We start from the raw sequence: 26,319 nt of genomic DNA, 5'->3' as shown, positions 1-26,319 counted from the left end.
CCGGAGGTTCGCCTGTGTTTCGGGCGCGGCACCGCCTACGCTCGCCCCATGGGCACACGAATCCCCCACGACGGCGACACCGCCGCCGCTCTGGCCTCGGTCAGGGCGGCGGGCGGTGAACCCTCGCCGGAGGCGCGGGCGGACCTGGAGCGGATCGCGCGCGGTGAGATGAGCTTCGAGGAGGCCAGGGAGCGCATCCTGGCCAGGTACCGGCTGCGGGAGTGACCGGACGGCGCGCCCGCGCCCCGCGGGAGCCTCAGACCTCGGGGGCGGAATCCCCGTCCCCGCCGTTGATGCGCGCGACCGTGTCCACCATGTGCGCCTCGATCAGGCGCAGCAGCTCCTCCTCCGCCCCGTTCACGATCGCGTCCAGGATGCGGCGGTGCTCGTCCAGGAGCTCCTCCGGTTCCGGGTACACGTCCTGCATCACGGTGAGGCACATCCGGGTCTCCACCAGCAGCGTCTGCGCCATGCGCTCCAGGCGGCTGTTGCCCGCGCAGCTGACGAGGGTCTGGTGGAAGGCCTGGTCGGCGTCGCTCATGGCGTTGCGGTCGCGGCCGGCCGCCGCGGCGGCCAGACGTTCCACGGCCGGGGTGAGGCGGGCGACGGCCTCGCCCCGGTTGCCGCGCATGATCAGCTCGCACGCGGTCCGCTCGACGGCGAGCCGGGCCACGTAGACGTCGCGCACGTCCGCGGGCGTGAGTTCGCGCACGAACAGCCCCCTGTGCCGTTCGCTGCGCAGCAGCCCCTCCTGCACCAGACGCTGCATCGCCTCGCGCAGGGGACCGCGGCTCACCCCGAGCTGACCCGCCAGCTCGGACTCGCCGAGCTGGTCCCCCGGCGCGAGCGAGCCGTACATGATCGCGGACCGCAGCTGGTCGGCGATCAGTTCGGCGGTGGAACGCCGGGGCACGGGTCTGAGCTGGCCTGGGGCGGACATGGCCGCCCTCCTCTCGGATCGGGGACGGGACGCGCGGCGGGCGCGTCGTCGAGGTTAACGGGATGCCAGGACGCTGTTGACCGCGGCCGAACCCGAGCGGAACAGCATGCCCGGTCCGGAGCCCCGGCCCGCGGTCGCCCCCGCCAGGCGCAGACCCTCCCACACGCTCACCTGGTTGGCGGTGAGCACGGTCTTGCCCAGCAGCGCCTCCAGGGGTTCGATGAGGTGGGCGCTGTGCAGGGCGGTGTCCGGCACCAGGACGGCCTCCGCGCGCTGGTGGTCGTTGGAGATGACGAAGTCCAGAACGTCGTCGGGGTCCAGGTCGCCGACCTCGGCGGCGGTGGCGATGCCGTGGCTGGCCAGCGACAGCACGGTCACCCCCGCCTCGGTGAGGAACTCCACGAACCTCTGGGCGACGTCGTCGGGGTAGGTGGCGGCGATCGCCACCCGCGAGACGCGCAGCTGGCTCAGCGCGTGCACGAAGGCGAACGAGGTGCTCGACGACGGAGCGCCCGCGTGCCGGCGCACCCCCGCGACCTGTCTGCGGGCGCCCTCCCAGCCGAACACGAAGCTGCCGCTGGTGCAGGCCCACACCGCGGCCTCCACCTCCATCACGGCAAGCTCTTGGGCGCCCCCGGCGAGCACGTCATCGCCGCCGACGTCGAGCAGGGCGTCCACCCGGTGGGCGTCCTCGCGCATGAGCGTGTGCACCACCGGGAGCTCGACGCCCCCTCCGAGCAGGCCCTCGAAGGCCTTGTAGTCGTCCTCGGCGCTGAACCCGGGATAGAGGAATCCGACGCGGGTCATTGGGCTCTCCTTTGCGTCACGTCCCGCGCATCACGCGGCACTCGGTGCGGCGACGTCGATCAGGCTCTGTCCGTGGGCCACGGCCTGGCGGCCCGCCGCCCTCATCACGGCCCACATGGTCACCTGGTTGGCCGCGATCACCGGTTTGCCCAGCTCGCGTTCCAGGGGCGCGATGATGTCGTAGGTGAGCACGTTGGTGCAGCTGATGAACACGGCCTGGGCGTCGGGGCGGTCCACCGAGTGCACCGCCTCGGACACCTCGGCGTAGGTCACCCGCCAGATGTGGCTGAGCAGACCCAGCCCCACGCTGGAGGTCACGGCGACGCGGTGCTCGGCCAGGTAGGCCAGGAGCCGGTCGGTCACGCTGTCCACGTAGGGCGTGACGACGGCGATCCGGTCGGCGCCGAGCGCCCCCAGGGCCTGGACCAGCGCCCCGGACGTGGTGACGGCGGCGGGCGCCCCGGCGCCCACCATGGCCCCGTGCAGGCGCCGTTCGCCCCGGGCGCCGTGCACGAAGCTGCCCGAGGCGCACGCGTACCCGATGGCCAGGGGCTCGGGGGCGAGCAGCGCGCGGACCGCCGGGTCCACGTGCTCCTCCCGGCACAGGGCGGCGGCCTGGTCGACCGTCACCGGTACGTGTACGTACGGCAACCGCGTGACGTGCAGCGAGACGTCGTCGGGCGTCCAGCGCCAGAGTTCGCGGTCGAGCGCGAAGTCGTAGGGCGCGATGACGCCGACTCCCGCCTGCCACGGCGTCCGCGTGCTCGCGGCCAGTTCGACGACCTGCTGCTGCGCGCCGGTGCCGTTCGTGTGCTCTCCGTCGGTCCGCATCGGTCACTCACCTCCCGGATGTGTGTTGTCGTTGCCGTCCCCGCGGGGACGCGGTCGCTCCGCGCCGGGGCCGGAGGGCCGTCCTCGGGCGCGGTCGTGGCGGCTCGCGGGCCGGTCAGCGCTCCAGGCGCTCGTACACCAGGCGCTCGCCGACGCTGCCCGAGCGCCAGACGTCGTTGCAGGCCTCGGCCATGGCGGGAAGGTTGTCGACGACGGTGGCGAACACGTTGCCGGGCACCCAGCCGACGTCGCCGTTGAGGAGCAGGTTGTTGCGCCCGTAGAAGAGGGCGAGGTCGATGACGCCGGGCAGGTGGCCGATCCCCTTGTCCTCCTTGAAGGCGCGGTCGAGCATGCCCCCGTCGAAGGAGAAGTAGACGACGTCGCCGGGGATCGGGGTGACGGTGGGGTTCTCCTGGCCGGGCTCGGCCTCGGCGAACCGCGGCACCATCGTGTAGACCTCGTTGCGCGCGTACTTGGCGTGCTGGACCGCGTCGCCCTGCGGCAGGGCGTTCCAGACCGCCTCACAGGTGCGGGGCGCGTCCTTGTCCAGGAGTTCGGCGACGCAGGAGACCCCGCGCCTGGGCAGGGTGATGGTCATGTACCGGGGCAATGGGTAGTCCCTTCGACGTCGGGCAGCGGGACCTGCGAGAACACCCCCGGCGTCGGGGCTGTTTATTGTTGACAATCCTAGGGTCCACAACCCGGATGCGGCAATAACCCCGGTGCGAGTGGGTATCCCGGGCAGGTCAGAGGTGGCATGAGAGGCCCGGTTTTCGGGGGGAACAGTCGATTTGTGGATTGTTGACAATCCTATGTCGGCTCCCTAGCGTTTCCCGTGCAGGGCGATCCGTCCCCGACGACCTCTCTGAACCACCGTCGCCAACCGGAGAGTGCACGCCCGTGAACAGCCTCATCCCGCCCGACCGACCGAGACTCCTCGTCCTCCACGGCGACGACCTCCCGCCCGGCCGCGAGCGGATGGACGACCATCCCCGGCTCGGCGAGGTCGTCTACGCCACCGCCGACGAACTCCCCGCCAGGCTGCCCGGGGCGCAAGCGCTGCTGGTGTGGGACCTGTTCACCGAGGCGCTGGCCTCCGCCTGGCCCAAGGCCGACTCCCTGTCCTGGGTGCACGCCGCCACCGCCGGGGTGGACAACCTCATGTTCCCCGGCCTGGTAGAGAGCCCGGCGGTGGTCACCAACTCGCGCGGGGTCTTCGACGAGCCCATCGCCGAGTACGTGCTCGGGCAGGTCATCGCCTTCGCCAAGGGCTTCCAGCAGACCTGGGAGCACCAGCGCGAGCACCGCTGGGAGCACCGGGAGACCGAGCGCGTGTCCGGCAAGCGGGCCCTCGTGGTCGGGACCGGGCCGATCGGCCGCCACATCGCCCGCAAGCTGACGGCCGTGGGCATGCGCGTGAACGCCTCCGGCAGTCGCGCGCGCGGCGGCGACCCCGACTTCGGCTCCGTGGTCGAGTCCAGCCTGGCCGAGCGCGGAGCCGACGGCGCCCCGACCCTGGTCGGCGAACTCCCCGAGGCCGACTACGTGGTGGTCGCCGCCCCGCTCACCGACGCCACCCGGGGGCTGGTCGACCGCCGCTTCCTGGGGCTGATGAAACCCACCGCGCGGCTGGTCAACGTGGCGCGCGGCCCCATCGTGGTCGAGGCCGACCTGGCCGCGGCCCTGGAGCACCGCGTCATCGCGGGCGCCGCGCTGGACGTGTTCGAGGACGAGCCCCTCAAGGCGGTCTCCCCGCTGTGGGGGCTGCCCGGGTCGGTGGTCTCGCCGCACATGTCGGGCGACGTCGTCGGATGGCGCGGTGACCTCATGGACCTGTTCCTCGACAACCTCGCCCGTTACCTGGACGGGCGGGAACTGCTCAACGTGGTCGACAAGAGCCGCGGCTACGTGCCCGGCTGACCCCTGATGGCGTGACACGGGAGGCTGAAGTGACGATCCGTTCCGACCGGGCCGGGACCGAGGACGCGGGCGCGGACGTCGGCGCGGCCGAGGGCGCCCCGGGGGCGACCGCGGTTCCGCAGGCGCGCTCCGGCGGGCCCTCCGGGCCGGCCGACCTGTCCGCCGAGCAACTGCTCGCGGCCTACGCCGCCGGGGAGCTGTCCCCGGTGGAGGCCGCCGACTCCGTCCTGGAGCGCATCGAGCGGGACAACCCGGCGCTCAACGCGTTCTGCCTGGTGCGCCCGGACGAGGCCCGCGAGGCCGCCCGCGCCTCCGCCGAGCGGTGGCGGCGCGGCGAGCCCTCCGGAGCCCTGGACGGGGTGCCGGTCTCGGTCAAGGACGTCCACCTCACCCGGGGGTGGCCCACCCTGAAGGGGTCGGTCACCAGCTCCCAGGAGGGGCCCTGGGAGGAGGACTCCCCGGCGGTGGCCCGGCTGCGCGAGAGCGGCGCGGTGTTCGTCGGCAAGACGACCACGCCCGAGCTGGCATGGAAGGGCGTCACCGACGGCCCGCTCACCGGGGTCACCCGCAACCCGTGGGACCTGTCCACCACGCCGGGCGGCTCCAGCGGCGGGTCCGCGGCGGCCGTCGCGGCCGGGATGGCCCCGCTGTCCACCGGGACCGACGGGGGCGGTTCGATCCGCATCCCGGCCAGCTTCACCGGCGTGTGCGGGATCAAGCCCACGTGGGGCCTGGTGCCGCACTACCCGGCCAGCCCCTTCGGGTCGCTCGCGCACACCGGGCCGCTGGCCCGCACGGTGGGCGACATGGCGCTGATGCTGGAGGTCATGGCCCAGCCCGACGCGCGCGACTGGGCCGCGCTGGCGCCGCCCGCGCCCGGCCTCGGCGACGTGCGCCTGCGTACCGACGCCGAGGGGCTGGTGCGGGGCATGAGGATCGCCTACAGCCCCACCCTGGGCGGTCTGGACGTGGACCCGGAGGTGGCCGCCGCGGTCGCCGACGCGGTGGCCGTGTTCGAGGCGCTGGGCGCCCGGGTGGAGGAGGCCGACCCCGGCCTGCCCGACTCCCGGGAGGAGTTCCACGTGCTGTGGTACTCCGGCGCGGCCAAGGCCACGGACCGGCTCACGGGCCGCCAGCGGGACCTGCTCGACCCCGGCCTGCGGGAGATCGTCGAGGAGGGGCTGACCTACTCGGCGCAGGACTACCTGACCGCGATGGCGCTGCGGATGGAGATGGGCGCCCGGATGGGCCGCTTCCACGACGCCTACGACCTGCTGCTCACCCCGTCGATGCCGGTCGCGGCGTTCGAGGCGGGGCTGGAGTCGCCGCCGCGGCTGGCGGGGGAGCGGTGGACCTCGTGGGCGGGGTTCAGCTACCCGTTCAACATGACCCAGCAGCCCGCGGCGAGCGTGCCGTGCGGGTTCACGGCGGCGGGGCTGCCGGTGGGCCTCCAGGTGGTCGGGCCCCGGCACGCCGACGCCCGGGTGCTGGAGGCCTGCCGCGCGTTCGAGCTCGCCCGTCCCTGGGCGGACCGGAGGCCGTGAATTCGGAGAGGTTCCGTGGCTCATGGGAGCCACGCGCACACCCACTGCGATCAGGCGCTTTGCTCCGCAGATGAGGAGAATTGTCCGTTTGTAGGACCTTCGTCCGAGGAGTTCGGTGCCTAAGGGCCCGCGCGCGGGCCCCCGCACGTATTACCGTCTTCATCGGAGCGGTGTCTGATCGCGGTGACGCAGGGATGAGGATGGGCCGATGCCGGTTGGTGGAGCCGAGGGCGTTCGCAAGCGGATCAGGGTGTTCCTGGTGGACGACCACGAGGTGGTCCGCCGGGGAGTGGCCGCCCTGCTGGAGACCGAGGACGACATGACCGTCGTCGGCGAGGCCGGGACGGCCGAGCAGGCGCTGGCGCGGATTCCCGTGGTGCTGCCCGACGTCGCGGTCCTGGACGTGCGGCTGCCGGGCGGGTCGGGTGTGCAGGTGTGCCGGGAGATCCGCTCGGACCACCCCGAGATCGCCTGCCTGATGCTGACCTCGTTCGCCGACGAGGACGCCCTGTACGACGCCGTCATGGCCGGAGCGGCCGGGTACGTGCTCAAGCAGATCCACGGCGCCGATCTGGTCGGGGCGGTCCGCACGGTGGCCTCGGGCGGCTCGCTGCTGGACTCGGGCAGCACCGGCGCGATGCTGGAGCGGCTGCGCGGGGCCCAGGCCGAGCCGGACCCGCTGGCCGAGCTGACCCCGCAGGAGCGGCAGATCCTCGACCTCATCGGCGAGGGGATGACCAACCGGCAGATCGGCGAGCGCCTGTACCTGGCGGAGAAGACCGTCAAGAACTACGTGTCCGCCCTGCTGTCCAAGCTGGACCTCAAGCGCCGTACGCAGGCCGCCGTGCTCGTCGCCGAACTGCGCGGCCGCCGGTACTGACCGCGGCTGCCCGGCCCGCCCCGGCGGGCCGGTCCCGGTGGTCCGAGCGGTCCCGGGGCGACCGGGACCGCCCGGAACCGGGGCCGCGCCCCCGGTCCCCTCAGAAACTGTCCGGGGGCGGCACGGCGTCGTCGCGCAGGGGCACCCGCCACACCAGCACCGTGCCCCCGCCCTCGCTCCCGCGCGCGGTGAAACCGCCGCCCAGCGCCTGGGCCCGCTGCTCCAGGTTGCGCAGACCGCTGCGCCTTCCGTGCCCGGGCAGGCCCACGCCGTTGTCGGTCAGCGTCAGGGTCAGGATGGCGGGACGCCCGGTGGCCGCGGCCTCCTCCACCGCCACCGACACGTGCACCTCCGTCGCGCGCGCGTGCCGCGCCACGTTGGTCAGCCCCTCGCCGAGCACCGCGAGCAGCTGCTCGCCGATGTCGTCGGGCACGGACGCGTCGATCGGCCCGTCCAGGCTCACCCCGGGGTGGCACCCCAGGCTGTGCGCGGTGTTCTCGGCCAGTTTCAGGATGCGTCCGCGCAGCGACGTGTCCCTGCGGCTCGGCGGGTTCTGGAGCGCGAAGATCGTCGAGCGGATCTCGCGGATGGTGCCGTCCAGCTCGTCGATGGTCCGCTGCACCCGCTCCTCGGCCTCGGGCGAGGCGATCAGCCGCAGCGTGCTCATCAGCGTCATCGCCGAGGCGAACAGGCGCTGGATCACCACGTCGTGCAGGTCCTTGGCGATCCGGTCGCGTTCCTCCAGCACCGCCAGGCGCTCGGTGTCGCGCCGCGCCTCGGCCAGTTCCAGGGCCACCGCGGCCTGCACGGAGAACCCGTGCAGCATGCGGCGTACCGCCGCGGTGAACGGGGCGCGGTCGGACAGCTTGCCCAGCAGCAGCACCCCGCGCGTGTTCCCCGGGGTGCCCAGGGGCACCACCAGGCCCGAGGCGTAGCCGCGGTGGGCGAGCATGGGGCAGTTCGCCCGGCTCAGGTCGGGGACGCTCAGGGCCTCTCCCGACTCGTACACCCACCCGCACGCGGAGTCGTGGATCTCCACCGGCGTCCCCAGGATCTCCTGGGCGATGGGCCCGTCCGCGATCTCCGCGAACAGGTGCCCCCGGGCGCGGGGGTCGGGGAGCATGATCACGGCCGTGTCCGCGCCGCCGATCTCCCGGGCCTGCGCGGCCATGTGGGCGAGCACCTCGGAGGTGTCGGCGCCCGACAGCAGGCGCGTGGTGACCTCGGTGGACGCGGCCAGCCACCGCTCGCGCAGCCGCGCCTCCTCGTACAGGCGCGCGTTCTCGATGGCCATGCCCGCGGCCGTGGCCAGCGCGGTCACCACTGCCTCGTCGTCCTCGTCGAACTCCGCGCCCCGGGCCTTCTCGGTGAGGTAGAGGTTGCCGAAGACCTCGTCGCGCACCTGGATGGGGACGCCCAGGAAGCTGCCCATGTGCGGGTGGCCCTCGGGGAAGCCCTCGAAGTCGGGGTGCTCGCGCAGGTCGGCCAGGCGCAGTGACGCGCGCTCGTTCAGGGGCACGCCCAGGACGCCCTTGCCGTGGGGGAACCCGCCGATGCGCCGGGACTGCTCCTCGCTCAGGCCCACGGGGATGAACTCGCTGAAGCCCCCGTCCTCGTCCATCACGCCCAGGCCCGCGTACCGGGCGCCGGTCAGCTGCGCCGCCGCCTCGGTCAGTCTGCGCAGCACGGTAGCCAGGTCGAGGTCACCGCCGATGGCCAGGACGGCCTGGAGCAGCGAGTGCACCCTGCCGTGCGCGGACATGCGCGGGTCCAGCGAGTGCACCTCGTCCAGCAGTTCTTCGACGCTGTTGGGGGACAGGGAGGAGCTCTGGGGGATCTCAGTCATGTGTCCGTCAACCTCCGCAGAGCCGGTCGGCGTTGTGGCAATGCGCGTTTCCTCGGGCGTAATAGTTGAATTGTCGTTGGTTTTTCCCCGGTTTGCCACATCTTGCTGTTCAGGGGCCGGTTCCGGATGGGCGGGAATTCCTGTGGATTCGGGGTTCCGGTCGTCTAATTCATGCTAACGTCGCGGTCAGCGGACGCGACGAGGCCCTTGTGACCTCCCGTCCCACGGCTGGGAGCCGCCGCTCGCCGCGGCGCGACCGGCCCCGACCGCCCTCGCGTGTCGGCCCGCGCCCCACGGTGGAGAGGAACCCCCGGTGTCTGGAGTCCACGGTCTCACGAGCGCCCCCGGCGTTCGTTCCGCCGTGCTCCCCGCGCCGGTGCGGCGGGCCCTGCTGCTCGCCGCCCTGGTCTCCGGGCTCGTGGTCACCGCGTGGCTGACGGCCTCCGACCCCGTGCGGGCGCAGGAGGAGGTGGCGAACGGCACCCTCGTGCACCAGGCCGCCTCCGTCGCCGCGACCGTGCGGGTACCCGCCGCGCAGGCGGTCGCCGAGCACCCGGAGGCGGCGCGCGACGGCTCAGTACAGGGTTCCGCCGCCCGGACGCACGCGGGCGGCCCCGACTCCGGGAACCGCTCGGACGCCGCGCCCGCGGACGCCGGAGCCTCCGTCCCCGTGACCGCCAGGATCAACGACCCGCTGGTCGGCGCTGTGTCCGCGGTGGGGCAGAGCACCACGCGGATGGTCTTCGACGCGTCCGCCGGGGTCTCCGGCGGCGACGTGCCCGAGACCCCCGAGGTGGCTCGGCAGATCCGCGACACCGTGCACGGGGTCACCGAGCCCGTCGGGGAGTACCTCGACGAGGACGACGCCCCCGACACCGAGCCGCGGACGCAGGACCCGTCCGCGGACCCGGCCGACACGGACGAGCGGACCGGAGCCGAGCGCGGGGAAGCGGTACCGCCCGCACCCGCCGAGGTCGTCGCGCACTTCGTCCCGGCCGTCACCGGGACCACCGCGGGCGCCGTCCGGGCGCACGCCGACCCGGCCGCGGAGAACGCTCCGGCGCGGCTGGCCTCCGATCCGGTCGCCACGCCCTCCGGGCTGGGCGGCTCCGCCTCGGGTTCCGCCCAGGGCGCTCCCAGCGGGATTCCCGCCGTCGCGGGCTACCTGTCCACCACCGGTGCCCCGGCACCGGCGCCCGGCCAGCTCCAGGCCGCCCGGCACGTCCTGCTCGCGGTCCCCGCCGAGTCCGCGGACGAGCCGACCTTCTCGCCCGACTAGCGGTCTCCCTCCAGCCGGGTCGCCCAGCGACCCCTCCTGGCACGCCCCTTCCCAGAGCCGCAGCGCCTCCGACCGGTCACGGTGGGTGAGGAACCGGAATCCTCTGGGGGTTGACGTGAGCCGCGCACCCCGACGGCGAGGTTCACGTCAGTCAGTGGCCAGCCAGATCCACGACTGATGACCGGTAGAGCCGCACCGCACCCTCCAGGCGCGGAGGGCTCTCCCACCGGAAAGCCCGGACCCGAACGGAGCCCTCCCCCCGGCCAGGGGAGCGGAACCGTCGGACGGCGGGAAGCGCACACGAACGCCGTCCACGCGAGAGCCACAGACCACATTCCGGAAGGACACACGACATGTTCAACACCGCCCGCACCTCTGCCAGGACCCTGCTGGTGGCCGCCAGCACCGCGGGTTTCGTCGCCCTCGGCGCCGGGATCGCCGGGGCCGACGCCCTCGGCGGCGCCACGGACGGGCTCGCGCTGAACGACCTGGGCAGCCAGGTTCCGGCGCCGCTGACGGAGGGCGTCTCCACGCCCCTGGGCGAGCTGGTCAAGGTCGAGCCCGGCCAGATCTCCGCCCAGCCCGACGTGCGGCGCCAGTCCGCCCAGGAGCAGCCCCTCGGCCCGGTCGCCGGGAACGCCGTCTCCACCGACACCCCGATCCGGGCGGGGGAGGAGAACGCCACCAACGTCGGTCCGCTGGAGCTGGACACCGTCAGCGAGACGCTGCCCCTGTCGGGTACCGAGAGCCCGGTGTCGGGTGACGCGCTGTCCGGTCTGCTGGGCGGCGGTTCCACCGGGTTGGGCGGTTCGGACATCCTGGGCGGGCTGCTGGGCGGTGCCGGTGGCGGCACGGGCGGCGGCACCCTGCCGCTGTCGCACCCGGAGTCCTCCCTGTCCCTCCAGGACACCAGGGAGACGGTCGGCACCGGCCTCAACCAGCTGGGCTCCTCGGTCGAGCGGGGCACGCACGAGGTCGGCACCGACCTGAGCGGCCTGGACGCCACCCTGCCCGCGTCCGGGGACACCCTTCCCCTGGCCGCCGCGGACACCCCCACCGGCCCCATCAACGGCCAGAACACCGACCTGACCGGCGGCGCCGCCGACCTGGTCTCCGACCTGGTGCTGTCCGACGACGTGAAGCTGCCCATGTCCGCGGGCGCCTCCTCGCTGCCCGAGACCGTCGCCGACGCCTCGGCCGACCTGCTGCCCGTGCCCGCGGGCACCCTGCCCATGGCCGCCGCCCCCGAGGTCTCGGACGTGGCCGGCCTCGCCGTCGACGCCGTCCGCACGACGCAGCTCGACCCCTCCGGCGACTTCGTGGGCAACGACCTGGTGGGCGTGGACGGCATGCCCGACCTGGGTCGGCCCCAGGTGGACACCAGCCAGCTGAACCTGCTGCCCGACAGCATCGCCTGACCTCCCTGGAACGTGCGCCCGCCGGTCGTGGCGGGCGCACGAGCCTCGGGCGGTGAGCGGGACCACCTCCGCTGAGGGGCGCCGAACGGAACTGTGGGGGTTCCAGGCGCGTACCGGCGGAGGGCGGAGTCTCCGCCGCCCGGGGCCCGACCGCGGTTCCGGACCGGGGGGACCGGAACCGCGGTCCTTCGTGCCCGGAGTCCCCGGGAACACGGAAGGGGCCCCGGGGCCGGTACGGAGAGTCGTACCGGCCCCGGGGCCCCTCGGCGTTCCGCAAGGCACGGAAGGAGCGGCGGAGGGGCCTCCGCGATCCCGGCAAGCTCCAGGAGTCCCGAAGGCCCCTCCGCGGCGTCCTACTCCAGCTCGTCGCCGGTGCCGTAGCCCAGCCCGTCGGAGCACGGGTTGGAGGTGGCGTCGCGTCCCACGCCCGGCCGGGCGTGGTCCTCCTCCGGGGAGGCGTCCGCGACGTCCTCGTCCGCCGGGGAGGGCGAGGCCCCGGGCGGGTCCTGGGGAACGGGGGCCTCGTCGGCCATCGTGAGGGGCAGGGGCCGGTCCTCGCGCACGGCCGTGAACAGCTCCTCGGCCTGGTCCTCGTACCACAGGACCCGGTTGGGGTTGGAGGGCGCCTGGTACCAGGGCACGGTGTGGAACTCGATGTCGGTCAGCTCCACGTCCGCCAGGGTCACGGCGATCGACAGCATCCGGTCGAACGTGAGGGCGCTGTCGGTGGCGCTGTGCTCGGCCACCGCGCGCAGGACGGCGTTGAGCCTGCCCGGGTCGGTGATCACGTCGTTGCTGGTCACCTGGTCGGCCAGGGCCGCGAGGAACATCTGCTGGCGGTCGATGCGGCCGATGTCGCCGCCGTCGCCGATCTCGTAGCGGGCCCGGACGAACGACAGCGCCTCGTCGCCGTCGAGCGTCTGCTGGCCCGCGTCGAGGTCGAGCTTGGACCGGCTGTCCTCCATCGGCTCGGGGATGCACATGTCCACGCCGCCGATGGCGTCCACCACGTCCCGGAAGCTCATGAAGCTCAGGTGTACGAAGTGGTCGATGCGCACGTCGCTCAGCGACTCGATGGTGCGGACCACGCAGGGCGGTCCGCCGTGGTACATCGCGGCGTTGATCATCCCGAAGTAACCGGACGTGCCCTCGGTGTCGCCGTAGGGCTCGCACTCGGGCAGGGCCACCAGGGAGTCGCGGGGGAAGCTGATCACCGACACCCGGCTCTCGGGCGAGATGTGCGCCAGCATGACCGAGTCCGAACGCTCGCCCTCGAACTCCGTCGAGTAGGCGGTGCTTCCCTCCTCGTAGCCGTCGGTGCCCATGAAGAGGATGTTGACGGAGTCGTTGATCCTCTCGGGCCGCTCCTCCTCCTTGAGCAGCCCGTCGATGTCGTACTGGACCATGTCCGAGCGCAGCGAGCGGTAGTAGCCGTAGGCGGTGCCGACCCCGGCGGCCAAGACGAGGACCAGGCTCGCGGCGACCCACACCAGGATCCTGCCGGTCCGGCGGCGCTTGGTGCGGACGGGAGCGGCGGCAGCCGGGGCGTCCGCGCCCGGGGCGGCCTCAGTGGTTCCTGACGTCTCGGTAGCCCCACCGGTCTCGGCGGCCTTGGCGGACTCACCGTGCTCAGCGGCCACTGGGGTTTCAGTAGCCCCTGCGGCCTCAGTGGTCCCAGCGGCCTCCTCAGCCCCGGAGGCCCCTTCGGCACCGGCGGCGGATCCAACCGCCTTCTCCTCGGGGGTTTCCTCGGCCTCAACAGCCTTCTCACCCCCGGCGGCCTCCTCGGTTTCGGAGGCCCCTTCGGTCCCGGCGGGCTCGCCAGCCTTCTCAGTCTCCTGGGCGCTATCGGTGTCTGATGTCACACCGGGTTCGGGGGCTTCTTCAGCCTTTCCGGCCTTCTCAGCCCCCTCTGTCTCGTCCGCCCCGTGGGCCCGGTCGGTCCCGGCAGCCCCGGTTTCGGGCGCGGCGGTGTCCCCACCGGCCGCGTCGCCGCCGGTGTTCGCGGACCCTGAGCCGGGTGTGGAGCCGTCCTCGGGCCTGTCGTCTGGTGTGTGGTCCCTGCCGGAGGCAGAGGGCTTCTCATCAGCGGGCATCGTGCAATCTCGGTGAGTTCGGACGGCGGGACGTGCCAGCGGTCGGACGCCGGGCCGGAGGGACACGCGTCCGAGTGCGGGGGAGGGCGGGGAACGCGCGGAACGTCAGCGGCGGGCGGTCGCCGGATCCGGGGCCTCCTGGGGATTCGGGGGCGGCCCACGGGGCACGGGCAGCACCGGGAAGCGGGTGCGGCCCAGGGCACGGAAAACGTGTGCGTGGCAGAGATCCTAGGTCAAGTTCTTCCCGACCGCGCGCGCGGGTTGTCCCCGAGCGAGGGGCCTGACCGCAATTGCGCCGCACAATTCCTCAGCCCCCGTGGTCGTCTCCCGGCGTCCGTCCGCCTGACTTTCCCCGGCTTGTCCGCTTGAAACGCCTATGTCCGGTCGACGTCGGGGCAGACGCGGACCGCCCGCGCCCCGCGGAGCGGGGACAGCGGGCGGTCGGCGGAGCGGGACCTGGTCAGTCGTCCCAGAAGGCGCTCTCCTTGGCGGGCTCCTCCGCGGCCGCGGAGGAGGAGCGCCCGCCCTTGGCCGCGGGCTTGGCGGGGGTCTTGGCCGCGCTCTTGGCGGGCTTGCGGGCCGGGGCCGGGGTCTTGGCGCCGGTGTGCCGGGGGCGCGGGGTGACCGCGCTCTTGGCGATGGGCTCGGCGGGACGCGGGGTCTCGCCGGAGTGGATGCTCAGCGCCTCCTCCTCCACGGACAGCATCTTGCGGACCGCGGCGGGCACCTCGGGCAGCTTCTCGGAACGCAGGTGCGCTCCGAGCACCTCCAGGGCGTGGTCGCACAGCAGTTGGCGGGAGCGCTCGGACCTGACCCCGCTGAGCTCCTCGATCTCCGGCAGGGCCCGCTCGCGCAGCAGGCGGATGACGTCGCGCAGCCGGTCCCGCGTCTTGCGGTCGGTCATGGACATGACGGTCAGCTCCGCCTCGGCGAGGAAGCTGTCGCCGCCGTCGACCGAGTCGCGTTCGGCGATGAAGGCGCTGGTGAGGGTGCGCGCGGAGGCGCGGGAGGAGGTGCGGATGGAGTCGCGCCTGACCAGACGGGCCTGGACGGCGGTGACGACGACGCTGGTGACCAGGCTGATTCCGGCGCCCAACAGGATCAGTACGAGGGGGTTCTCTGGGAACACGGCGGGGACCTTTCCGGGCGGGGGTCCGCACGGGCGCGGCCACGGGGGTGACGGAGGTGTGCGGGGCAGGGGTGATGCTCGGTGACTATTCGTCACACCGAGGGCGGTTGTCAAGTGCGGGCACGGGGCGAGTACGCGCCGACGAGCGCGCCGTCGCAGTTCAGCCGGGGTGAGCGCGGGGGCACGGCTCGGTCGCGGGTCGCAGCGGCTGCCGGAGGGGGCCGATCCCCTCCCGTGCGATGATTCCCGGTCGGGCGCGGAGGTAACTTCCCCGTCCACAGCCTGTGGACGAAGAGCGGGGCGGTCGGGCGTGCGCCGGGTCCGACCCCGCCTCCGGGGCCCGGGGCCGGACCGCCCTGGGGCGCACGGGACCCGCCGGGCTCAAGCCTCAGCGTTCCCTCAGCCCGCCAGGAGCTTGTTCACCGCCTCCGGCGACAGGATCTCCTCGGTCACCATGGCCGCGCAGCCGCGCACGCCCGCGTCGTCCCACAGGGAGCTGGCCACGACGCGCAGCTGCCGGGTGGCCAGGGCGGTGCACTGCTGGAACACCACCTCGCGCACACCCGCCACCAGGTGGTCGTAGGCCTCGGCCAGGTCGCCGCCCAGCACGACCACCTCGGGGTTGAGCAGGTTCACCGCCCCCGCGAGGGCCTCGCCCAGTCTGCGCCCGGCCTCCCGGACCAGGGTGACGGCCACCGGGTCGCCCCCCGAGGCCAGCGCCACCAGGTCCTTGAGCGTCCGCGCCCGGCACCCCTGCTCGGCGGCGCTCTCCAGCAGCCGCCGCCCGCCCGCTACCGCCTCCAGGCAGTCGGTGTTGCCGCACCGGCACGGAAGCCCGCCCGCGCCGCGCACCGGGATGTGCCCGATCTCCCCGGCGGCGCCCAGCGAGCCGCGCAGCAGCCGCCCGCCGGACAGCAGGCCCGCGCCGATCCCCGTGGAGACCTTCACGAACACCATGTCGTCGGGGTGCCCGTGCCCGCCCGCGATGTGCTCGCCGAGCGCCATCACGTTCACGTCGTTGTCCACCATCACCGGCACCGGGAAGCGCTCGGCGACCAGCGGGGCCAGCGCCACGCCCGCCCACTTGCCGAGGAAGGGGCGGTCGTCGGCGCGGCCCGCGTGGAACTCGACGGTGCCGGGCAGGCCGATGCCCACGCCGCGCACGTCACCGGGGTCGCGGCCGAGCGAGGCGATCTGCTCGGACCAGGTGTCCAGCAGCCAGGGGAGGGTGGAGTCGGGGCCCTGCTCCATCGCGGGCGAGCCCGGGGTGCGCACGAGGACCTCGCCGTCGAGGTCGCACACGGCGGCCTGGCTGCGGACCATGCCCAGGGCACTGGTGAGGATGAGGCCGCTGGCGGCGTTGAACTCCAGCAGGGTCGGCGGCCGTCCGCCGCTGGAGACCGCGCCCGAGCCCTCGGTGACGAGCCCGCCGACGATCAGCTCGGTGACCCGCAGGGCGACGGAGGGACGGGACAGGCCCGTGACCCGGCCGATCTCGGAGCGGCTGGTCGCGGTTCCGGAGCGGATCAGCTCCAGGATGTGGCCGCTGGTGGCAGCAGAGGACAGGCGTCCGGGGGTTCTGGCCATAGCTCATTCAACCATGAGGTTACGACTACAAGGCTGGGAGGTTATGTAAATAATTGTTCTCAAGTGTGCTTGGTTTTTTACCATAGTCGGGCTTAGGCTCAAAGGGCCGGACGTCCCGCGCGTCCGCACCGCCTCCCCGCACCCCCCGCCTGCGTCACACTCCGCCCCCCGCTCCCCATCCCCTTCCCTCCCCGCTGGAGCAGACCGAAGATGCCGCAGCAGTCCGCGTCCCGTGCCACCGACCTGGTGGTCTTCGGGGGTACCGGCGACCTGTCCATGCGCAAACTCCTCCCCTCCCTGTACCTGCTGGACCGCGACGGCCACCTGGACGGGGGGACCCGCGTCGTCGCCGTCTCGCGCGACGGCCTCACCGACGCCGACCTCAGGGACAAGGCCGCCTCCGCGGTCCGCGGCCACCACGCCGTCCAGGTCGCCGAGCCCGACGTGCTCCACCGGTTCCTGGAGCGCCTCTCCCACGTCACCGTGGACGTCGGCGGCGACCCCTCGGGCTGGGACGCCCTCACCGCCGCCCTCGGCCCCGGCCGCGACCGCGTCTTCTACCTCGCCGTCCCGCCGATGATCTCCGGCGCGATCTGCCGCGGCCTGAGCGACGCCGGGCTCGTCACCCCCGACTCCCGCGTGGTCATGGAGAAGCCCCTGGGCCGCGACCTGGCCTCCTCCCGCGCCGTCAACGACGCGGTGGGGGCGGTCTTCGACGAGTCGCGCATCTACCGCATCGACCACTACCTGGGCAAGGAGACGGTGCAGAACCTGCTGGTGCTGCGGTTCGCCAACGTCTTCCTCGAACCCCTGTGGAACTCCCGCTGGATCGACCACGTCCAGATCACCGCCGCCGAGACCGTCGGCGTCGGCGGGCGCCGGGGCTACTACGACACCTCCGGCGCCATGCGCGACATGGTCCAGAACCACCTGCTCCAACTGCTGTGCCTGACCGCCATGGAGCCCCCGGCCAGCTACGACCGCGACTCCGTCCGCGACGAGAAGCTCAAGGTCCTCCAGTCGCTGCGCCCCCTCACCGGGGACCGCGTCGCCGAGGACACCGTGCGCGGCCAGTACGGGCGCGGTTCCGTCCAGGGGTCGGAGGTGCTCGGCTACCTCGACGAGCCCGGCGGGCCCGCCCTCAGCGACACCGAGACCTTCGTGGCACTGCGTGCCGAGGTGGCCAACTGGCGCTGGGCGGGGGTGCCCTTCTACCTGCGCACCGGCAAGCGCATGTCGCACTCCCGCTCGGAGATCGTCATCCGCTTCCGCGAGGTGCCGCACACGATCTTCCCCGGCACCAACCTGCCCGGCGCGGGCAGCCTCGTCATCCGGCTCCAGCCGGACGAGGGCATACACCTGACCATGCTGGCCAAGACGCCCGGCGCCGGAGCGCTGCGGCTGCGGCCCGCCCCGCTGGAGCTCAGCTTCGCCGACACCTTCGCCACCCGCTCGCCCGAGGCCTACGAGCGGCTGCTGACGGACGTCCTGGCCGGTGACTCCACCCTCTTCATGCGCCGCGACGAGGTCGAGGCCGCCTGGCGCTGGGTGGACCCCGTCATCGAGGCGTGGAACGGCCTGAGCACCACCCCCGAGACCTATCCAGCCGGAAGCGCCGGCCCCGCGGGCGCGCACCGGCTCATCGGCCGAACAGGCCGTACGTGGTACGAAGAGGAGCGACCCCGATGACCGCGCACATCCCCGGCGACGCCGACACCGCAGGGTACGGACCAGCCGTCCACCCCGTCGTCGCAGACGTCACCCGGCGCCTCGCCGAGCGCAGCGCCGACACCCGGTCCGCCTACCTGGCGCGGATCGACGCGGCGGCGGCCGAGGGCCCCGCCCGTTCCGCGCTGGGCTGCGCCAACCTCGCCCACGGGTTCGCGGCCTGCGGCGTCTCGGACAAGCTCAAGCTGTCCGGCGACGTCACGCCCAACCTGGCGATCGTCTCGGCCTACAACGACATGCTCTCCGCGCACCAGCCGCTGGAGTCCTACCCGGCCGTGATCAAGGCCGCCGTGGCCGAGGCGGGCGGCGTCGCCCAGTTCGCCGGGGGCGTGCCCGCCATGTGCGACGGCATCACGCAGGGCCGCGCGGGCATGGAGCTGTCCCTGTTCAGCCGGGACGTCATCGCGATGGCCACCGCCGTGGCCCTCTCCCACGACATGTTCGACGGCGCGCTGATGCTCGGAGTGTGCGACAAGATCGTGCCGGGCCTGCTGATCGGCGCCCTGTCCTTCGGCCACCTGCCGGTGGCGTTCGTGCCCGCCGGGCCCATGCCCTCGGGCCTGCCCAACAAGGACAAGGCCCGCGTGCGCCAGCGCTTCGCCGAGGGCCAGGTGGGCCGCCGCGAGCTGCTCCAGGCCGAGTCCGCCGCCTACCACTCGCCCGGCACCTGCACCTTCTACGGCACCGCCAACTCCAACCAGATGCTCATGGAGGTCATGGGCCTGCACCTGGCCGGGGCCAGCTTCGAGCAGCCGGGCACCCCGCTGCGCGAGGCCCTGACCGCCGAGGCCGGGCGCAGCGTGCTCGCCCGCACCGCCCTGGGCGACTCCTACAACCCGGTCGGCCGCCAGGTCGACGAGCGGGCCGTCGTCAACGCCGTGGTCGCCCTGCTGGCCACCGGCGGCTCCAGCAACCACACCCTGCACCTGGTCGCCATCGCCCGCGCCGCCGGTATCGAGCTGACCTGGGACGACTTCGCGGACCTGTCCGAGGTGGTGCCGCTGCTCACCCGCATGTACCCCAACGGCGCCGCCGACGTGAACCAGTTCCACGAGGCGGGCGGCATGGCCCACCTGATCGGCTCCCTGCTGGACGCCGGGCTGCTCCACGAGGACGTGCGCACCCTGATGGGCGAGGGCCTGGGCCGCTACCGCCAGGTCCCGAACCTGGACGGGGGCGAGCTGACCTGGGTCGACGGCCCCAAGGAGAGCGGCGACACCTCCGTCCTGCGCGGTACGGACGACCCCTTCGCCCCCGACGGCGGCCTGCGCATGCTGTCGGGCAACCTGGGCCGCGCCGTCATCAAGGTGTCCGCGGTCGCGCCGGAGCGGCACGTGGTGGAGGCGCCCGCCCGCGTCTTCGGCGACCAGGCCGAACTCCAGGACGCGTTCGCCGCAGGGGAGCTGACCGGCGACTTCGTCGCGGTGGTCCGCTTCCAGGGGCCGCGCGCCAACGGCATGCCCGAGCTGCACAAGCTCACGCCGCCGCTGGCGGTGCTCCAGGACCGGGGCCAGAAGGTGGCGCTGGTGACCGACGGCCGCATGTCGGGCGCCTCGGGCAAGGTGCCCGCCGCCATCCACGTCTCCCCCGAGGCCGAGGCGGGCGGAGCGCTGGCCTACGTCCGCGACGGCGACCCCATCCGCCTGGACGCCACCACGGGCACACTGGAGGTGCTGGCCGACCTGACCGGCCGCGAGCCCGCCCGTCCCAGCGCGGACTCCGCCACCGGCACCGGCCGGGAGCTCTTCGCGGCCCTGCGCGGCGCGGTCGGCCCCGCGGAGAAGGGCGCCGGGGTCTTCGGATCCTGACCCGCCGACCGGGCGCGCCGGGGGACCGGCCCGGGGGCGCGCGGCGGACACCCGCCACGCACGCCCCCGCGGCCGCGGCGCGCCCACCCCAGACCTTCGAACGACCCTGGAGAGACACGACATGACGACGAACCCCCGTTCGGGCGCCGACATCCTCGACCTGGCCCCGGTGATGCCGGTGGTGGTCGTCTCGGACGCCGACTCCGCCGTGCCGCTGGCCCGCGCGCTGGTGGCGGGCGGCCTGCCGGGCATCGAGGTGACCCTGCGGACCCCGGCCGCGCTGGAGGCCATCGCGCGGATCGCCGCCGAGGTGCCCGAGGCCGTGGTCGGCGCGGGCACCGTGGCCACCCCCGACCAGGCGGCCGCGGCCGCCGAGGCGGGAGCGCGCTTCCTGGTCAGCCCGGGGTGCACCGACCGGCTGGCGTCGGCCATGTCCGACACGGGCCTGCCCTTCCTGCCCGGCGTGGGCACCGTCTCCGAGGCCTTGGCGCTCCTGGAGCGCGGGGTGACGGAGATGAAGTTCTTCCCGGCCGAGGCCTCGGGCGGCGCGGCGTTCCTGAAGTCGCTGGCGGGCCCCCTGCCCCAGGTGCGGTTCTGCCCTACCGGCGGCATCACCGTCGCTTCGGCCCCCGCCTACCTCGCGCTGCCCAACGTGGGCTGCGTGGGCGGCAGCTGGCTGACCCCGGCCGACCTGGTGGCGGCGGGGGAGTGGGAGCGGATCACCGGTCTGGCCAGGGAGGCCGCCGCCCTGTAGCGCCGCCCGCGCCCCGGTCCCGCCGGGACCGGGGCGCCCGCTACTCGGAGTCGCCGAACCTGACCACCGTCAGCCAGACCAGCAGGGCGCCCACGCCCGCCACGAGGGCGACCTCGGCCGTCCAGGGGATCTGCCAGCCGAACCAGGTGATGCCGGGGTTGAACAGCGCCTCGGTCTCCGGTGAGGTGTCCAGGTGGGCGAAGACCGCCTGGCGCATGGGGTCGACGACGTAGGTGACGGGGTTGACCAGTGTGATCGCGGTGAGCCAGGAGGGCAGGTTCCCGATGGGGAACATGGCACCCGACAGCAGGACCAGGGGTGAGATGACCAGCTGGGCCATCCCCATGAACGCCTCGCTGCCCCGGACCGAGATCGCGATGAGGACGCCCACCGCCGACGCCGTCAGCGCCACCAGGAAGGTGAGCCCGAACAGGGTCAGCATCAGCCCCGGCGCGTAGGGCACCCCCGCCAGGCCGGCCACCGCCAGGATGATGCTGGCCTGGAGGGTGGCCAGGACCGCGCCCGAGAGGATCTTGCCCAGGATCAGCGCGGAGCGCTTGGCCGGGGCGACGAGCATTCCGCGCAGGAAGCCGACCTCGCGGTCGGTGACGATGGTCGCCGCGGAGGACACCGCCGTCCCCATGACGGTCATGACGACCACGCCCGGGAACATCACGGCGGTCAGCGGGAGGTCGTCCTCGCCCCTCGGGATGAGGGAGCCGAAGCCCACTCCGATGACGAACAGCCACATCACCGACTGGAGCAGCATCGCCACGCCCCGGCTGACGTCGTGGACGAAGCGGAAGAGGTCGCGCTTGAGCACGACCCGGACCGTGCGCAGGTCGTGGCCGAGCCCGAAGGGCGAGGTGGGGAGCGGGCGCCGTCGCGTGGCCGTCATCTGGTCCTTGTCCTTGCTCGTGGTGGTGGGGGGCCGGTCCGGGCGCCCGTCACTCGGTCCAGACCGGCGCGGAGCCGATCCCCACCGGGCCGCCCTCCCGCCGCGACCGGCCCCCGGTGATGCGCGCGAGGAGCCGGGCCCCCGTCCGGAGCCAGTGGTCCCGGGAGACCGAGTAGTAGTGCAGGTCCCACAGCCGTCCCCGGAAGTAGACGTGGCCGGGGAGCGTCGCCTCCCTGGGTGTGGCGGACAGCGCCGAACCGAAGTGCATGAGGCTCGCGTCCGTGGTCAGCGCGTACACCTTCCTGATGTCGTCCCAGCGCGCGAACGCGTAGTTGACGAGGAGCATCATGGATTCGGCGCCGACCCCCGCGGCGAGTCCGTCCGGGTCCATGAAGATGCCGATCTTCACGTGTCCGGCCGGGCTGCGCTCGCGGACCGAGGCGAACCCGAGGACCTCGCCGCTTCCGGCGGCCTCGATCTGGAGCACGGTGACGTCCGAACCGTCCAGCGCCCTGAAGGACGACGCGAAGCTGTCCCGGGCCGGGAGCGTCTCGATCCCGAGCCTCAGCAGCAGTTGGTACAGCCCGAGGACGTTGTCCTCCCCGATGGGGCGGAACCGGACACGGGGGGTCTGGAGGTGGAGGGAGATCATCGCCGACTGCCCTGGCCTTTCCGTGGGACCGTCGGGCGTGGCAGCCCGGGGAGAGGCCATCCTTGCACGCGCCCCCGGTTATGGGAGCGCTCCCACAACGCGGCCTGCGAGGAAGGGCGGAGAAAGCACCCCGAACGTCCTCGCGTGAAAGCCCGCGAAAGGGCGCCGCGCGTCCGGGAAGGCCCCTCGGGTCCCGCGCGCGTAAACGTCCCGCCGGCGGGACGTGCGGTTCCACGCCTTTCCCTTGCGCCCCTGGAATCCCTTGTCTAGGTTCTGGCGCGTCCTGTCGGAAACGCATCCGAGAAAGGCGGAACCATGATCATTTCCGATGTCCTCTCCCTCCAGTCCCTGGGCGTGCTGCTGGAGGCGGAGGCCCTCCTCAACAGCGGTCTGAGCTATGTCGGCTGCAGCGGAGACGTCATCGTCAGGCCCGCCTGAGGCCCGGCGCGCCACGCGGAAGGGGTTCTGCCGATGATCCCACCAGAGGAGGACGGGAGCCGTCCGGGCGGGCGCGGGAACCACTCTTGTGGGCGGTCCCGGGTTCTTCTATGTTCCTTTCGTGCCGGCACCCCCGTCCATTCTCTTCCGAGGAGGGAACATGCCCCTTTCCGACGTTCTCGATTTGCAGCGTTTCGAGATCGCCGTCGACGAGAGCACCATGCTGAACAGCGGCCTCAGCCTCGTCGGATGCAGCGGTGACGTGATCGTCCGCCCCGCCTGACAGGCCTCCTGCCGGGAGCGCCGCGGAGGCGTCCTGCTCCGCGGCGCTCCCCCCGACGTCCGGCCGGGCGCGACGGCCCGGCCCGTGAGAGGTCGTGTCCGATGATCTTCCCCCACACCGGCTCCGCCGACGCGGTGCTCGACCCCACCGACACCAGGAGGGGCGGCAAGGTGTACGACGAACTCGTCGGGCACGGCGTGGCCGGAGTGCCCGGACGCGAGGTGTTCGAGGCCCTGTGGCCGGGCGTGTACGACCAGGTCGGCGCGCAGTTCCTCGTGCGCGTCCCGGGCTCCGGACGCGTCGCGGGCTACGCCTCCCTGCACGGGTTCAACTTCCAGGCGCGCCACGGCTGCTGCTCCCTGGCGGCGGACGAGGCGGTCCTGGGGCCGCGGGGCGCCACCGACGCACACGCGCTCGCCGTCAACTACGCGTTCTCCATGTGGAACCTCAGGAAGCTCTACCTGTGGACCCTGGAGGAGGACCCCTCCGCGTTGCGCCGCACCGGGGCCGAGGTCCGGCTGGAGGGCTCCCTGCCCGAGTACGTGCTCGTCGGGGGCACACTGCGTACGGCCCGCGTCTTCGCGGTCTACCGGGACGCGTGGGAGCGGACCGGGACCGGCTTCGTCGAAGGGCGCGTCGGCCGGGCGGACCCCGCGTGAGGGTTCCGGCCCGCGGGCCCGGGGCGCCCGCGTCCGCGCGCCCGACACGGGGCGCCCTACGTACGGAGGACTGTTGGAGAACACGTCGGTGAACGGCTCCGATCCGCGGGCCATGGTCCGCGCGCGCGGACTGACCAAGCGCTTCGGCGAGGTCGAGGCCGTCAGGGGGGTGGACCTGGACGTGGCCCCGGGGGAGCTGTTCGGTCTCCTCGGGCCCAACGGAGCGGGCAAGTCCACGCTGATCGGCATGCTCTCGACCCTGGTCACACCGACCTCCGGGACGGGCTCGATCGCGGGTTTCGACATCGTCCGGGAGCGGCCCGACGTGCGCCGCAGCATCGGCCTGGTGTTCCAGGAGCAGACCCTCGACCGCTACCTGACGGGTTGGTACAACCTCAGGTTCCACGCGGAGATCTACGGGGTGCCCCCGGAGGAGGTCGACGAGAGGGTCTCCCGGGCCCTGCGGGACGTGGGCCTGTGGGAGGAGCGGGAGAGGCTCGCGGGCACCTACTCCGGCGGTATGCGGCGGCGGCTGGAGATCGCCAGGGGTCTGCTGCACGGTCCGCGCCTGCTGTTCCTCGACGAGCCGACGGCCGGGCTCGACCCCCGCTCCAGGGAGGCCGTCTGGGACCGGGTCAGGGATCTCAACGAGCGCGAGGGCGTCACCGTCCTCATGACCACGCACTACCTGGAGGAGGCGGAGAACTGCGGCCGCATCGCCATCATCGACGGCGGCGGGATCGTCACGGTCGGCAGCCCCGCCGAACTCAAGGCGGGGATCGGGCGGGACCGCGTGGAGATCGTCGCGCGCGACCCCGGGGCGCTCTGCGAGCGGCTCCGGCCGATCCTGGACACTGCCCCGGTGGTCGAGGGCGACACCGTCTGGTTCACGGTTGCCGACGGGCGCCGGTTCGTCCCCCGCCTGTTCGCCGAGACCGACACCGAGATCACGTCGGTTCAGGTCAGGCCGCCCTCGTTGGACGACGTCTTCCTCGCCCACACCGGCCGGGGCATCAGCACCCCCGCCTAGGAGCGCGGCGAGGGGGCCGCGCCCTCCGTCGAAGGGGCCGGGCGGTGACCTCTCCCCTACGATGACGGCATGGCTGAGGTAAGCGCGCGCGACGGCTCGTGGTCCTTCGACGGCGCGGCCGTGTGGATCACACCGGGCCGCAGGTCCCACCAGCTGCGCCGCGCCCTGGGCGTGGTCTCGCTGCCGCTGCCCGCGCTGGCGGGCGTCGTCCTCGAACCCCGGCGCGGAGGCGGGACCCTGCGGGCGCACCTCCGCCCGGGCGCCGACCCCTTCACCGAGGCCACCCGGGGCCTGCTGGCCCGCAGGGGCGACCCGTACCAGCTCAGGGTCGGCCGCTCCCGCGTCCTGGTGGCCGAGTACTTCGCGGAGACCGTCACCGAGGAGCTCGCCGCCCTGCCCCCCGAGGGCGCCCCGGACCGGTACCTGGTCGGGGCCCCCGGGGCTCCGGTGCGCTCCGAGGCGGGTGACGCGTCCGTCGTCTTCGACGGGACCCACGTCTACATCCGGCCCAACTGGAAGGCGGAGGCGGCCAAACGCGCGGCAGGCCCCCAGCAGATCGCGCTGGAGGACATCGCCGAGGTGCGGTGGACCTCCGTGGCGGGCGGCCACGACGGCAGCCTGAGGTTCGTGACGGCGGACGGCCGCGGCGACCGCACCGAGCCCCGGTACGACCCCTTCTCCGTCCACTGGAGCCAGTGGGGCCGCGACTACGAGGGCGGGACCACGGCCGCGGTGGCCACGGCCGTGGCCGCGCGGCTCCCCCACCCGTCGGCGCGGCGGGGGGAACTCGGAGGCTCCGCCCGGCGCGCGCTGCCGGAGGGGGAGGAGCGCTGAACCGGATCAGCCGTCGCGGCGCCGGGCCACCCACAGTCCGTGCGCGAACGGCCCGGTCCTCAGGTGCTCGGCCTCGCACCCGGCCCGCTCGAAGGCCGCCGCGTACTGCTCCGGGGTGAACAGGGACATCTCCGTCGACTCGGTGGCGTGGCGCAGCCCCTCCGCGGGGTCGGCCACGGCGTAGTGCACGACGATCGACATCCGGTCGCGCCGCCCGGGCACGGAGGCGGAGTGGGACAGGCGCATGATCGTGCGGTCGCCGTCCTCCACCACGTCCCGTGAGACGTACCCGGGCGTGAAGCCGTCCGGGCCGATCCAGGGTTCCAGGAGGAGGAGCCCTCCCGGGTTCAGGTGGTCCGCGAGCGACCGGACCACGGCGTCCAGCTCCGCCTCCGACTCCAGGTGCGGGACGGCGAACAGGTAGGTGATGGCGTCGAAACGCGCCTCCAGCGCCGTCTCCCGCAGGTCCGAGCACCAGGTCCGCAGGCCCGGGACGCGCGCCCGGGCCAGCGCCAGCATCTCCCGCGACCCGTCCAGGCCCGCCACCTCGTCGAAGCGCTCCGCGAACGCGCGCAGGTGCAGGCCCGTCCCGCACGCCACGTCCAGCAGCGAGGCGGAGCCGGGCCGCCGCTCCCGGACGATCTCGCCGATCCGGTCGGCCTCGGCGGCGTAGTCCTTGCCCCGGTGGATCATCACCGCGTCGTAGACGGCGGCGTAGTAGGTGTCGTACATCCGATCGGTCCTTCGTCCATGGTCGGCGGGCCCGGGGCGCCTGCCGCCCCGGCCGCGTTCCGTCCGGTCCGGTTCCGCAGCCCTAGGGTCTGTTTTTTTGAACCGGTCTCAGTTGTGGGGGTCGGTTCGGGCGCCCACGGGGTTCTGGAGGTGGCGGAGGCGGGCTCCGGTGGGGGGAGCTGCGCCGTAGGCGTCGGTTGAGGGTGGTGGTGGGCGACGGGTGGGC

General features: G+C 73.4%; 25 protein-coding genes. 14 read left to right on the top strand and 11 right to left on the bottom strand.

Translation table 11 applies throughout. The annotated features are described in order from the left end of the window. Window positions 1-48 precede the first annotated feature (48 nt). Window positions 49-225: an antitoxin VbhA family protein gene (locus PV789_RS29130; RefSeq protein ID WP_274975494.1), complete on the top strand. Its 177-nt coding sequence runs from the start codon at window positions 49-51 to the stop codon at window positions 223-225. A 31-nt stretch (window positions 226-256) separates the two neighbouring features. Here PV789_RS29130 and PV789_RS29125 read toward each other — a convergent pair whose 3' ends face one another. The 4 genes from PV789_RS29125 to PV789_RS29110 form a co-directional block, all read right to left on the bottom strand. Next, complete coding sequence (locus PV789_RS29125; protein ID WP_274975493.1) at window positions 257-940, bottom strand: GntR family transcriptional regulator; 684 nt, start codon at window positions 938-940, stop codon at window positions 257-259. 54 nt (window positions 941-994) lie between these two features. Further along, window positions 995-1,747, bottom strand: coding sequence for a maleate cis-trans isomerase family protein (locus PV789_RS29120; protein ID WP_274975492.1), 753 nt, complete (start codon window positions 1,745-1,747; stop codon window positions 995-997). A gap of 30 nt (window positions 1,748-1,777) precedes the next feature. Beyond that, window positions 1,778-2,578, bottom strand: a complete 801-nt coding sequence (locus PV789_RS29115; RefSeq protein ID WP_212642155.1) for a maleate cis-trans isomerase family protein — start codon at window positions 2,576-2,578, stop codon at window positions 1,778-1,780. A 115-nt stretch (window positions 2,579-2,693) separates the two neighbouring features. Further along, the gene (locus tag PV789_RS29110; protein WP_274975491.1) at window positions 2,694-3,176 is read right to left on the bottom strand and encodes a DUF3830 family protein; all 483 of its coding nucleotides are present in this window, start codon (window positions 3,174-3,176) and stop codon (window positions 2,694-2,696) included. Window positions 3,177-3,478: 302 nt separating this feature from the next. Between PV789_RS29110 and PV789_RS29105 the strand changes: the two genes are divergently transcribed. The 3 genes from PV789_RS29105 to PV789_RS29095 all read left to right on the top strand — a co-directional run bounded on the left by PV789_RS29105 (window position 3,479) and on the right by PV789_RS29095 (window position 6,922). Next, the gene (locus PV789_RS29105) at window positions 3,479-4,498 is read left to right on the top strand and encodes a D-2-hydroxyacid dehydrogenase (protein ID WP_274975490.1); all 1,020 of its coding nucleotides are present in this window, start codon (window positions 3,479-3,481) and stop codon (window positions 4,496-4,498) included. 29 nt (window positions 4,499-4,527) lie between these two features. Continuing rightward, window positions 4,528-6,042 carry an amidase gene (locus PV789_RS29100; protein WP_274975489.1) on the top strand — a complete coding sequence of 505 codons (1,515 nt, stop codon included), beginning with the start codon at window positions 4,528-4,530 and terminating at the stop codon, window positions 6,040-6,042. Window positions 6,043-6,250: 208 nt separating this feature from the next. Then, window positions 6,251-6,922: a response regulator gene (locus tag PV789_RS29095; RefSeq protein ID WP_212642159.1), complete on the top strand. Its 672-nt coding sequence runs from the start codon at window positions 6,251-6,253 to the stop codon at window positions 6,920-6,922. 100 nt (window positions 6,923-7,022) lie between these two features. Here PV789_RS29095 and PV789_RS29090 read toward each other — a convergent pair whose 3' ends face one another. Beyond that, a complete protein-coding gene (locus PV789_RS29090) occupies window positions 7,023-8,768 on the bottom strand; it encodes a GAF domain-containing sensor histidine kinase (protein WP_274975488.1) in 1,746 nt (581 codons plus the stop codon). 313 nt (window positions 8,769-9,081) lie between these two features. Between PV789_RS29090 and PV789_RS29085 the strand changes: the two genes are divergently transcribed. Together PV789_RS29085 and PV789_RS29080 are read left to right on the top strand one after the other, a co-directional pair. After that, window positions 9,082-10,047, top strand: a complete 966-nt coding sequence (locus PV789_RS29085) for a hypothetical protein (protein WP_274975487.1) — start codon at window positions 9,082-9,084, stop codon at window positions 10,045-10,047. Window positions 10,048-10,400: 353 nt separating this feature from the next. Then, entirely contained in the window at window positions 10,401-11,465 is a 1,065-nt protein-coding gene (locus PV789_RS29080; protein ID WP_274975486.1) for a hypothetical protein, read from the top strand. Between the two features lie 353 nt (window positions 11,466-11,818). Here the strand turns inward: PV789_RS29080 and PV789_RS29075 are convergent, their stop codons facing one another. From PV789_RS29075 to PV789_RS29065, 3 genes are all read right to left on the bottom strand, one after another. Further along, complete coding sequence (locus PV789_RS29075; protein ID WP_274975485.1) at window positions 11,819-13,561, bottom strand: LCP family protein; 1,743 nt, start codon at window positions 13,559-13,561, stop codon at window positions 11,819-11,821. A gap of 460 nt (window positions 13,562-14,021) precedes the next feature. Continuing rightward, window positions 14,022-14,690 carry a hypothetical protein gene (locus tag PV789_RS29070; RefSeq protein WP_274975484.1) on the bottom strand — a complete coding sequence of 223 codons (669 nt, stop codon included), beginning with the start codon at window positions 14,688-14,690 and terminating at the stop codon, window positions 14,022-14,024. Window positions 14,691-15,089: 399 nt separating this feature from the next. Continuing rightward, window positions 15,090-16,277, bottom strand: a complete 1,188-nt coding sequence (locus tag PV789_RS29065; RefSeq protein WP_274975483.1) for an ROK family protein — start codon at window positions 16,275-16,277, stop codon at window positions 15,090-15,092. 210 nt (window positions 16,278-16,487) lie between these two features. Here PV789_RS29065 and zwf point away from each other — a divergent pair, with 210 nt between their 5' ends. From zwf to eda, 3 genes are all read left to right on the top strand, one after another. Further along, a complete protein-coding gene (gene zwf / locus PV789_RS29060) occupies window positions 16,488-17,966 on the top strand; it encodes a glucose-6-phosphate dehydrogenase (protein WP_274975482.1) in 1,479 nt (492 codons plus the stop codon). Next, window positions 17,963-19,813, top strand: a complete 1,851-nt coding sequence (gene edd / locus PV789_RS29055; protein ID WP_274975481.1) for a phosphogluconate dehydratase — start codon at window positions 17,963-17,965, stop codon at window positions 19,811-19,813. Before zwf ends, edd begins: the two co-directional genes overlap by 4 nt. Window positions 19,814-19,934: 121 nt before the next feature. After that, complete coding sequence (gene eda / locus PV789_RS29050; protein ID WP_274975480.1) at window positions 19,935-20,567, top strand: bifunctional 4-hydroxy-2-oxoglutarate aldolase/2-dehydro-3-deoxy-phosphogluconate aldolase; 633 nt, start codon at window positions 19,935-19,937, stop codon at window positions 20,565-20,567. Between the two features lie 40 nt (window positions 20,568-20,607). On the opposite strand, the gene PV789_RS29045 is transcribed toward eda, so the two are convergent. After that, complete coding sequence (locus PV789_RS29045) at window positions 20,608-21,465, bottom strand: ABC transporter permease (protein WP_274975479.1); 858 nt, start codon at window positions 21,463-21,465, stop codon at window positions 20,608-20,610. A 49-nt stretch (window positions 21,466-21,514) separates the two neighbouring features. Beyond that, window positions 21,515-22,117 (bottom strand): GNAT family N-acetyltransferase, encoded by a 603-nt coding sequence (locus tag PV789_RS29040; RefSeq protein WP_274975478.1) that lies wholly within the window; start codon window positions 22,115-22,117, stop codon window positions 21,515-21,517. A 315-nt stretch (window positions 22,118-22,432) separates the two neighbouring features. On the opposite strand from PV789_RS29040, the gene PV789_RS29035 reads away from it, so the two are divergent. From PV789_RS29035 to PV789_RS29015, 5 genes are all read left to right on the top strand, one after another. Beyond that, window positions 22,433-22,555, top strand: coding sequence for a SapB/AmfS family lantipeptide (locus PV789_RS29035; RefSeq protein ID WP_274975477.1), 123 nt, complete (start codon window positions 22,433-22,435; stop codon window positions 22,553-22,555). A 160-nt stretch (window positions 22,556-22,715) separates the two neighbouring features. Beyond that, entirely contained in the window at window positions 22,716-22,838 is a 123-nt protein-coding gene (locus PV789_RS29030) for a SapB/AmfS family lantipeptide (RefSeq protein ID WP_274975476.1), read from the top strand. 101 nt (window positions 22,839-22,939) lie between these two features. After that, window positions 22,940-23,497: a GNAT family protein gene (locus PV789_RS29025; RefSeq protein WP_274975475.1), complete on the top strand. Its 558-nt coding sequence runs from the start codon at window positions 22,940-22,942 to the stop codon at window positions 23,495-23,497. 73 nt (window positions 23,498-23,570) lie between these two features. Further along, window positions 23,571-24,527: an ATP-binding cassette domain-containing protein gene (locus tag PV789_RS29020; RefSeq protein ID WP_274975474.1), complete on the top strand. Its 957-nt coding sequence runs from the start codon at window positions 23,571-23,573 to the stop codon at window positions 24,525-24,527. Between the two features lie 69 nt (window positions 24,528-24,596). Next, window positions 24,597-25,361 (top strand): DUF4429 domain-containing protein, encoded by a 765-nt coding sequence (locus PV789_RS29015; protein WP_274975473.1) that lies wholly within the window; start codon window positions 24,597-24,599, stop codon window positions 25,359-25,361. 6 nt (window positions 25,362-25,367) lie between these two features. Here PV789_RS29015 and PV789_RS29010 read toward each other — a convergent pair whose 3' ends face one another. Then, window positions 25,368-26,093, bottom strand: a complete 726-nt coding sequence (locus tag PV789_RS29010) for a class I SAM-dependent DNA methyltransferase (RefSeq protein WP_274975472.1) — start codon at window positions 26,091-26,093, stop codon at window positions 25,368-25,370. Window positions 26,094-26,319: the final 226 nt, after the last annotated feature.

The sequence above is a fragment of the Nocardiopsis camelliae genome, from assembly GCF_028993595.1.
Taxonomy (GTDB): Bacteria; Actinomycetota; Actinomycetes; order Streptosporangiales; family Streptosporangiaceae; genus Nocardiopsis; species Nocardiopsis dassonvillei.
Note: the sequence above shows the minus strand (reverse complement) of the source record. Positions and strands in the feature narration are given on the sequence as shown.